Source organism: Aeromicrobium sp. REDSEA-S32_B7, assembly GCF_001626145.1.
In the GTDB taxonomy this organism is placed as follows: Bacteria; Actinomycetota; Actinomycetes; order Propionibacteriales; family Nocardioidaceae; genus Aeromicrobium; species Aeromicrobium erythreum.
On record NZ_LUNF01000215.1, the window covers coordinates 1 to 8,085 of the forward strand.

The 8,085-nt window shown below is 72.5% G+C and carries 9 protein-coding genes and 2 tRNA genes; 4 read left to right on the top strand and 7 right to left on the bottom strand.

Annotated elements, in window-relative coordinates; translation table 11 throughout:
* The 4 genes from A6Q79_RS14145 to A6Q79_RS14160 all read left to right on the top strand — a co-directional run.
* The coding region (locus A6Q79_RS14145; RefSeq protein WP_317698651.1) for an NADP-dependent malic enzyme at window positions 1-1,222 on the top strand (1,222 nt) is incomplete at its 5' end.
* A 27-nt stretch (window positions 1,223-1,249) separates the two neighbouring features.
* Window positions 1,250-1,747 carry a hypothetical protein gene (locus A6Q79_RS14150; RefSeq protein ID WP_286689129.1) on the top strand — a complete coding sequence of 166 codons (498 nt, stop codon included), beginning with the start codon at window positions 1,250-1,252 and terminating at the stop codon, window positions 1,745-1,747.
* Window positions 1,744-2,616, top strand: coding sequence for an adenosine deaminase (gene add, locus A6Q79_RS14155; RefSeq protein WP_317698652.1), 873 nt, complete (start codon window positions 1,744-1,746; stop codon window positions 2,614-2,616). Before A6Q79_RS14150 ends, add begins: the two co-directional genes overlap by 4 nt.
* Entirely contained in the window at window positions 2,613-2,924 is a 312-nt protein-coding gene (locus tag A6Q79_RS14160; protein WP_067854688.1) for a hypothetical protein, read from the top strand. The genes add and A6Q79_RS14160 overlap by 4 nt, the downstream gene beginning before the upstream one ends.
* A 43-nt stretch (window positions 2,925-2,967) precedes the next feature.
* Here the strand turns inward: A6Q79_RS14160 and A6Q79_RS14165 are convergent, their stop codons facing one another.
* From A6Q79_RS14165 to A6Q79_RS14195, 7 genes are all read right to left on the bottom strand, one after another.
* Complete coding sequence (locus tag A6Q79_RS14165; RefSeq protein WP_067854686.1) at window positions 2,968-3,993, bottom strand: UDP-N-acetylmuramate dehydrogenase; 1,026 nt, start codon at window positions 3,991-3,993, stop codon at window positions 2,968-2,970.
* A gap of 133 nt (window positions 3,994-4,126) precedes the next feature.
* Window positions 4,127-4,297 (bottom strand): 50S ribosomal protein L33, encoded by a 171-nt coding sequence (rpmG, locus tag A6Q79_RS14170; RefSeq protein ID WP_055964149.1) that lies wholly within the window; start codon window positions 4,295-4,297, stop codon window positions 4,127-4,129.
* 44 nt (window positions 4,298-4,341) lie between these two features.
* Window positions 4,342-4,415 (bottom strand) — tRNA-Met (locus A6Q79_RS14175).
* Between the two features lie 27 nt (window positions 4,416-4,442).
* Window positions 4,443-4,515: transfer RNA gene (locus tag A6Q79_RS14180), tRNA-Thr, on the bottom strand.
* Between the two features lie 73 nt (window positions 4,516-4,588).
* Window positions 4,589-5,620 (bottom strand): quinone-dependent dihydroorotate dehydrogenase, encoded by a 1,032-nt coding sequence (locus A6Q79_RS14185; RefSeq protein ID WP_083516226.1) that lies wholly within the window; start codon window positions 5,618-5,620, stop codon window positions 4,589-4,591.
* A 148-nt stretch (window positions 5,621-5,768) separates the two neighbouring features.
* Window positions 5,769-7,115 (bottom strand): NAD-dependent succinate-semialdehyde dehydrogenase, encoded by a 1,347-nt coding sequence (locus tag A6Q79_RS14190; protein ID WP_286689127.1) that lies wholly within the window; start codon window positions 7,113-7,115, stop codon window positions 5,769-5,771.
* Between the two features lie 85 nt (window positions 7,116-7,200).
* Window positions 7,201-8,001 carry an ABC transporter permease gene (locus A6Q79_RS14195; protein ID WP_067854680.1) on the bottom strand — a complete coding sequence of 267 codons (801 nt, stop codon included), beginning with the start codon at window positions 7,999-8,001 and terminating at the stop codon, window positions 7,201-7,203.
* Between the last annotated feature and the right edge of the window lie 84 nt (window positions 8,002-8,085).

Genomic DNA, 8,085 nt, shown 5'->3' on the forward strand with positions numbered 1-8,085 from the left:
GCACCACGCCGACCGCATCACCGACGCGCTGCGCGCGATCCCCGACGTCGAGGTCAAGAAGGTCTCCGACCGCACGTTCCTCATGCACCTCGGCGGCGTCATCGAGACCGCGTCGAAGCACGCCCTGCGCAACCGCGACGACCTGTCGATGGTCTACACGCCCGGCGTCGCGCGCATCTGCCAGGCGATCGCCGCCGACCGCGAGGACGCGCGCCGACTCACCATCAAGCGCAACAGCGTCGCCGTCGTCACCGACGGGTCGGCCGTGCTCGGCCTCGGCAACATCGGCCCGCACGCCGCCCTGCCGGTGATGGAGGGCAAGGCCGCCCTGTTCAAGACCTTCGGCGGCATCGACGCCTGGCCGCTGTGCCTCGACACGCAGGACGTCGACCAGATCGTCGAGATCGTCGCCGCCGTCGCCCCCGGCTTCGCCGGCGTGAACCTCGAGGACATCTCGGCGCCCCGCTGCTTCGAGATCGAGGCACGGCTGCGCGAGCGCCTGGACATCCCCGTCTTCCACGACGACCAGCACGGCACCGCCATCGTCGTGCTCGCGGCCCTGCGCAACGCGCTGCGCGTGGTCGAGAAGTCGCTCGAGGACGTGCGCGTGGTCCTCGTCGGCGCAGGCGCCGCCGGCACCGCCATCCTGCGGCTGCTGCTCGGTGCCGGCCTGAGCGACGTCGTCGTGTGCGACGTCGACGGCATCGTCTCGACCGAGCGCGGCGACACCGACCCGACCCTCTGCTGGATCGGCGAGAACACGAACCCGCGCGGGGTCACGGGGACCCTCAAGGACGCCCTGCGCGACGCCGACGTCTTCATCGGCGTCAGCGCGCCGCGCCTCATCGACGCCGCCGACGTCGAGACCATGGCCGACGACGCCGTCGTGTTCGCCCTGGCCAACCCCGACCCGGAGATCGACCCGTCGCTGGCCCGCCAGCACGCGCGGGTCGTCGCCACCGGACGCTCGGACTACCCCAACCAGATCAACAACGTGCTCGCGTTCCCGGGCATCTTCCGCGGTCTGCTCGACGCGCACAGCCACGGCATCGAGGTGCCGGTGCTGCTCGCGGCGTCGGAGGCCATCGCCGCGTGCGTCGAGGACGACGAGCTGAACGCCGACTACATCGTCCCGAGCGTGTTCCACCCGGAGGTCCACCACCGGGTCGCCGACGCCGTGGAGAAGGCCGCCCGCGCGGTGGAGAAGGCACACGAGGCCTGAGCGGCGCGGGACGGCTACCGTGGCTCCATGAGTGCCGCGAACGCCGTCCCGTCGCCCGGCCGGACGTTGCGCGTACTCGCGCTGGCGCTCTGCTCGTCGCCCCTGTTCGTGCTCGTCGCCGTGCTCGTGGTGCTGCCACCGTCGGAGGGTCGGCTCACCCTCCCGGTCGCCCTGGGCGTGCTGGCGCTCGTCGCCGCGGCGTTCGCGTTGGCGCAGGCCGTCGGCTACCGCGCCGCCCCGCTGCCGCCCGGGCTCGGCGAGGCGGAGGCACGCCGACGCTCCGTCGCCACCTACCAGACGCTGATGATCCTGCGCTTCGTCGTCACCGAGGTGCCGGTGATCCTCGGTATCGCGCTCGCGTTCACGCTCGACGAGGGGCCCTGGCCGTTCGTGCTCGCCGTCGTGGCCGGGGTGCCCTCGATGCTGTTCCACGTGCTCGCGCGCCGCTCCACCGTCGACCGGGTGCGCGCCGGGCTCGAGTCCGGCGGAGCCCGTTCGTACCTCGACGAGGCGCTCGCCGCGTGAGGCCGGTCGTCACGCTGCCGAAGGCGTTCCGCTTCCAGCGGCTCTACGACGTGGCCCGGTCGGTCCTGCGCACCGAGGCCGACGTCCACCGGCTCGTGCTCGAGGCCGCCGAGGACGACGCGCGCGACGGCTCGGTGTGGACCGAGATCCAGGTCGACCCGTCGGGGTACGGGGCCCGGTTCGGGGGGATCACCGCGTTCACCGACCTCGTCATCGACGCAGCACGCGACGCGACCGAGCGGACCGGCACGCACGTGGCCGTGGTCGTCGCGGCCAACCGCACGCGCCACCCGCTCGACGCGCGGACGCTGGCCCGCCTGGCCGCCCAGTACGCGGGCCGCGGCGTCGTGGGCTTCGGTCTCTCCAACGACGAGCGACGCGGCGACACGGCCGCCTTCGCGCCCGCCTTCTCCATCGCGGAGCGGGCAGGCCTGTCGCTCGTGCCGCACGGCGGCGAGCTGCTCGGCCCCGCGCACGTGACCCAGTGCCTCGACCACCTGCATCCCACGCGCATCGGGCACGGGGTCCGCTCCAGCGAGGATCCTGCGGTGCTGTCGCGCGTCGCCGACGCCGGGGTCGCGCTCGAGGTGTGCCCGACGTCGAACGTCTCGCTGGGCGTCTACGCCACGCTCGAGGAGGTGCCGGTGCGCACGCTCGTCGAGGCCGGCGTCGACGTCGCGCTGGGCGCCGACGACCCGCTGCTGTTCGGCTCGCGCCTGGCGGGCCAGTACAACGTGCTGCGCGCCGCCCAGGACTTCAGCGACGACGAGCTCGCGACCCTCGCGGCGATGTCGGTCCGTCGCTCCCACGCCCCCGACGACCTCAAGGCCGAGGCACTCACCGGCATCGAGCGCTGGCGGACCTCGTGAGCCCGTTGGGGCCTGGCGCGGCCGAACGGCACCCCGCCGCCGAGCGCGCCTACGCGACGGGGCTCGCGTCGGTCGTCGGCGGACTGCTCGTGGTGCCGCTGCTGCTCGGCCCTTGGGCCTGGTACCTGGGCGCCGGCGTGCTGCGCGACGTCGAGCGCGAGCCGGGACGTTGGACGGGAGCGAGCCGCGCCCGCGCCGGCGTCGTCCTGGGCGCGGTGGCGACCACGGCGCTCGGCCTCGCCGTGCTCGCCCTGGTCGGCTGGGCCGTCGTCGAGCTGGTGGCGCTGCGCCGCGACACCGGCTACTGAGAGGCCGTCCGCCCGCTGGTGCGCGACGCGGCGCAGGGACGTCTCAGAGCGCGCAGCCGACGAGCACCGGCTCGGGCACCAGGGTGACCCCGAACGCGTCGCGCACGCCGTCGCGGACCTCGCGGGCGAGCGCGAGGACGTCGGCGCTCGAGGCGTCGCCGCGGTTGGTGAGGGCCAGCGTGTGCTTCGTGGAGAGGCTGGCTCGGCCGTCCGCCGTGGCGTGGCCGCGCTCGAACCCCGCCGCCTGGATCAGCCATGCCGCGCTCGTCTTGACGCTGCCGTCGGGCTGCGGGAACCGGGGGGCGGCCTCGGGCAGCCGCTGGGCCGCCTCGGCGTCGAGCACGGGGTTGGTGAAGAACGAGCCCGCGCTCCAGGTGTCGGGGTCGTCGGCGTCGAGCACCATGCCCTTGGAGCCGCGCAGGGCGAGCACCGTGCGGCGCACGTCGGCGAGCGGGGCGCGGTCGCCGACGTCGACACCGAGCCGCGTCGCGAGCTCGGCGTAGGCGATCGGGGCCGACAGGTCGCCGAGGCGCAGCTGGAAGGCGACGGCCAGGACGACGTAGCGTCCCGGCTCGGCCTTGAACCGGCTGTGCCGGTAGCCGAAGCCGCAGTCGACGGCGAAGATCGTGCGCACCTTCTGCTGGGTGCGGTCGTACACCCGCACCCAGGCGATCGTCTGCGCGACCTCCTGTCCGTAGGCACCGACGTTCTGCACCGGGGTCGCGCCCGTGGATCCGGGGATGCCCGACAGCGCCTCCATGCCGACCCAGCCCGACTCCACCGCGAGGGCGACGAGGTCGTCCCACGGCTCCCCCGCCTGCACGACGACCTGCGCACCGCTGCACGCGTCCGCCTCGACCTGGACACCGCGGGTGCGGACCAGCACGACCGTGCCGTCGAACCCGGCGTCGTCGACGACCAGGTTGCTGCCGCCCGCCACGAGCAGCAACGGCGTCGCGGCGGCGTCGGCGGTGCGGACGGCGTCGACCAGCTCGGCCTCCGTCGTCACCTCCACGACGTCGCGGGCGGGACCACCCAGGCGCAGCGTGGTGACGTCGGCGAGCTCCATGCGTCGAGCCTAGGACCTCACCGCCAGCACGCCTCCCCGCGGTCCACCCCCTCCCGTGCGGGACGCGTCGCAGGAGGGCGTCAACGCACGAGACCCCCGACCATGCGGTCGGGGGTCTCGGGAGGAACGAGGTTCAGCGGGTCTCGCGGTGGACCTGGTGGGTCTTGCAGCGCGGGCAGAACTTCTTGAGGTCGAGACGATCGGGATCGTTGCGACGGTTCTTCTTGGTGATGTAGTTGCGCTCCTTGCACTCGGTGCAAGCCAAGGTGATCTTGGGTCGAACGTCGGAGCTCTTGCTCGCCACGGGTCTGCCTCTTCTGGTCTGGGGGTGGTGCTGCCGGGATGCGGTAGCTGGGGCGGGACTCGAACCCGCGACACCACGATTATGAGTCGTGTGCTCTAACCACCTGAGCTACCCAGCCACGGAGGGACGAGTTCTCGTCTCTCAGAGCCCCTTTACGGAATCGAACCGTAGACCTTTTCCTTACCATGGAAACGCTCTGCCGACTGAGCTAAAGGGGCAAGCCGAGAAGCAACACTACAGGTAGTCCCGTGCAGGACGAAATCGGGGGTACCCCCCTCGACCGTGACGCCCTCAGGGCCTGCAAGCGCGCGCGAGACGCGCCGGCCACAGCGGTCCGCCGTAGATGAAGCCGGTGTAGGCCTGCACGAGGTCGGCACCCGCGGCGAGCCGGTCGCGGACGTCGTCGGGCGTGGTCACCCCGCCCACCCCGACGAGCGCCACCTGCTCCCCCACGCGGTCGCGCAGACGGGTCAGCACCTCGGTGGCCCGGTCGGCCAGCACGGGGCCGGACAGGCCGCCCGCGCCCGCCGCGTCGATCGTCGCGCGGTCGGCCAGCAGCGAGGCGGGACGCTCGATGGTCGTGTTCGTGGCGCTGATGCCGTCGAGCCCCAGCTCGAGCGCGAGGTCGGCCACCGCGTCGACGTCGGCGTCGGCGAGGTCGGGGGCGATCTTGACGACCAGCGGCACCCGCCGACCCTGCGGGAGACGCTCGGTGACGTCGCGCACGGCGGCCAGGATGGGGCGCAGCGCGTCGACCGACTGCAGGTCGCGCAGACCCGGTGTGTTGGGGCTGGAGACGTTGACGACCAGGTAGCTCGCGTAGGGCGCGAGCAGCCGGGCGCTCTCGACGTAGTCGGCGACGGCCTCCTCGGCCGGCACGACCTTCGTCTTGCCGATGTTGACGCCGACCACGGCGTCTGCCCCGACCGCGGTGCGCCGCAGACGGTGCAGCCGGGCCGCGACGACGGCGGCGCCGTCGTTGTTGAAGCCCATCCGGTTGATGACGGCGCGGTCGTCGACGAGCCGGAAGAGCCGGGGGCGTGGGTTGCCGGGCTGGGGGCGGGCGGTCACGGTGCCGACCTCGACGTGGCCGAACCCGAGGCCCAGCAGCCCGGGCACCGCGCGGGCGTTCTTGTCGAAGCCGGCGGCCAGGCCGAAGGCGTGCGGGAACGTCAGCCCCATCACCGTGCGCGGCGCGGGCGGGACCGCCGTGAGCGGTCGCGCGAGCCGACCTCCGAGGCGGATGGCCCGGAAGGCCTGCTCGTGCGCGACCTCCGGGTCCATGCGGGCGAAGACCGTCGAGAACAGCGCGTCGTAGACCACGACCGCCAGCCTAGTGCCGGCGCCGGACCGACCCCGACGACGACGTCGGTCCCGCCCTCCCTGTTGAGGAGCGGGACCGACGCACCCAGGAGACGCCGCCCGCGGCGTCCCATGACGCGCGACGACGCTGGTGTCTCGCAGGGCGAGATCAGGCGATGGTGCGGATCATCTTCTTGTTGACGAACTCGTCGATGCCGAAGCGTCCGAGCTCGCGACCGAACCCGGACCGCTTGACGCCGCCGAACGGCAGCTCGGCACCCTCGGCTCCGACGCCGTTGACGAACACCATGCCCGCCTCGATGCGGTCGGCGACGCGCTGCGCCTGCTCGGGGTCGTCGGTGAAGACGTAGGAGCCCAGGCCGAAGGGCGTGTCGTTGGCGAGCTCGACCGCCTCGTCCTCCGAGCTGACCTTGAACACGATGCCGACCGGTCCGAACAGCTCCTCGTGGAAGGCGTCGTCACCGGGCTTCACGCCCGTGAGCACGCCGGGCGGGAAGAACGCACCGTCGCGCTCGCCGCGGCTCTCCAGGTGGGCGCCCTGCTCGACGGCGCGGTCGACCTGGTCGGCGAGCCGCTCGGCGGCCTCCTTCGACGAGAGCGGTGCGATGCCGTCGGCCGCCTCGAGGATCTTGGCGGTGAACTTCTCCAGGAAGGAGTCGTAGAGGTCCTCGACGACGATGAAGCGCTTGCCCGCGTTGCAGGCCTGGCCGGTGTTGTCGAGCCGCGCGTTGACGGCCTGCTCGACGGTGGCGTCGAGGTCGTCGGCGCCGAGCACGATGAACGGGTCGGACCCGCCGAGCTCGAGCACGACCTTCTTGAGGTGGCGTCCGGCGATCGCGGCGACGGCGGCGCCGGCCCGCTCGGAGCCGGTCAGGGACACGCCCTGGACGCGCTTGTCGCCGATGATCTCCTCGATCTGCTCGTTGGTCGCGTAGATGTTGACGTACGCGCCCTCGGGGAAGCCGGCATCGAGGAAGATCTTCTGCAGCGCCTCGGCCGACTCCGGGCACTGCGGGGCGTGCTTGAGCACGATCGTGTTGCCGAGCGCCAGGTTCGGGCCGGCGAAGCGGGCGATCTGGTACGACGGGAAGTTCCAGGGCATGATGCCGAGCAGCACGCCGACGGCGCTGCGCTTGACGACGGCCGAGCCCTCGCCCTCGAGCAGCTTGAGCGGCTCGTCGGCCAGGAAGCGCTCGGCGTTGTCGGCGTAGAACTCGTAGATGGCCGTGCAGAAGTCGACCTCGCCCAGGCACTCCTCGAGCGGCTTGCCCATCTCGCGCTGGGCGATCTCGGCGAGCTCCTGGCGGCGCTCGGCGTGCAGCTCGCCGACGCGGCGCACGAGCGCGGCGCGCTCGGCCACCGTCGAGCTCTTCGACCAGCCGCGGTAGGCCTCGTGGGCCGACGCGAGCGCGGCCTCGATGTCGGCGTCGGTGGCGGTGGGGTACTCCTTGACGACCTCGCCGGTGGCGGGGTTCGTGACGGCGTACAGGCTCATCGGTGCTCCTTCGAGGGGGTGGCGGTGTCGGCACGGCCGACGTTACGGGAGGGCGCGGAGGTCGGCCCGGTGACGAGGCGTGCGCTCATCGGACGGTCTCGGCCTCGCCGGCGATGCGCTGGGCGATCCAGATCGGCACGACGGACACGACGATGAGCACGACCGCGACGACGGCCACGACCGGCGCCTGGTTGGGCCGGAACAGGTTGTTGAGGATCCAGATCGGCAGCGTCGTGGTGCCGGGGCCCGCGGTGAACGTGGTCACGATGATCTCGTCGAAGCTGAGCGCGAACGCGAGCAGGCCGCCGGCGAGCAGCGCCGAGCGCAGCTGCGGGAACGTGACCAGCCGGAAGGTGGTCCAGAGCCCCGCGCCGAGGTCGGCCGAGGCCTCCTCGAGGTTGCCGCCCATCCGCCGCAGCCGGGCGACGACGTTGTTGAACACGGTGACGATGCAGAAGGTCGCGTGCGCGACCACCAGGGTCGCGACGCCGAGCTCGATGGCGAGGATGCCGCGGAACGCGTTGTTGAGCGCGACGCCCGTGACGATGCCGGGCAGCGCGATCGGCAGGATCACCAGCAGGTTCACGGTGTTGCGCCCGAAGAACCGGAAGCGCTGCAGCGCGAACGCCATGAGGGTGCCGAGCACCAGCGCGACCGCCGTCGACGCGAGCGCCACCTCGACGCTCGTCAGCACCGCGTCACGGGCGCCCGCGCTGTGGAACGCCCGGACCCACCACTCGGTGGTGAAGCCGTCGGGCGGCCACGTCATCGACGGGTCGGGGTTGAAGGAGTTCGCGACCACGACGAGCAGCGGCGCGTACATGAGCACGAGCACGAGGGCGGTGACGGCGAGCAGGGCTCGGCGCGAGGTCGGGCTGAGGGTCACGGCGCGCTCCTAGAGGTTGTCCAGGGCGCCCGTGCGACGGACCGCCGCGAGGTACCCGAGCATGATGACGATGGGCACGAGCGC

Excerpts from the sequence above, each read along its gene's own strand:
- A6Q79_RS14150 (WP_286689129.1), top strand. The coding sequence starts at position 1,250 with ATGAGTGCCGCGAACGCCGTCCCGTCGCCCGGCCGGACGTTGCGCGTA.
- A6Q79_RS14165 (WP_067854686.1), bottom strand. The coding sequence starts at position 3,993 with ATGGAGCTCGCCGACGTCACCACGCTGCGCCTGGGTGGTCCCGCCCGC.
- A6Q79_RS14190 (WP_286689127.1), bottom strand. The coding sequence starts at position 7,115 with ATGAGCCTGTACGCCGTCACGAACCCCGCCACCGGCGAGGTCGTCAAG.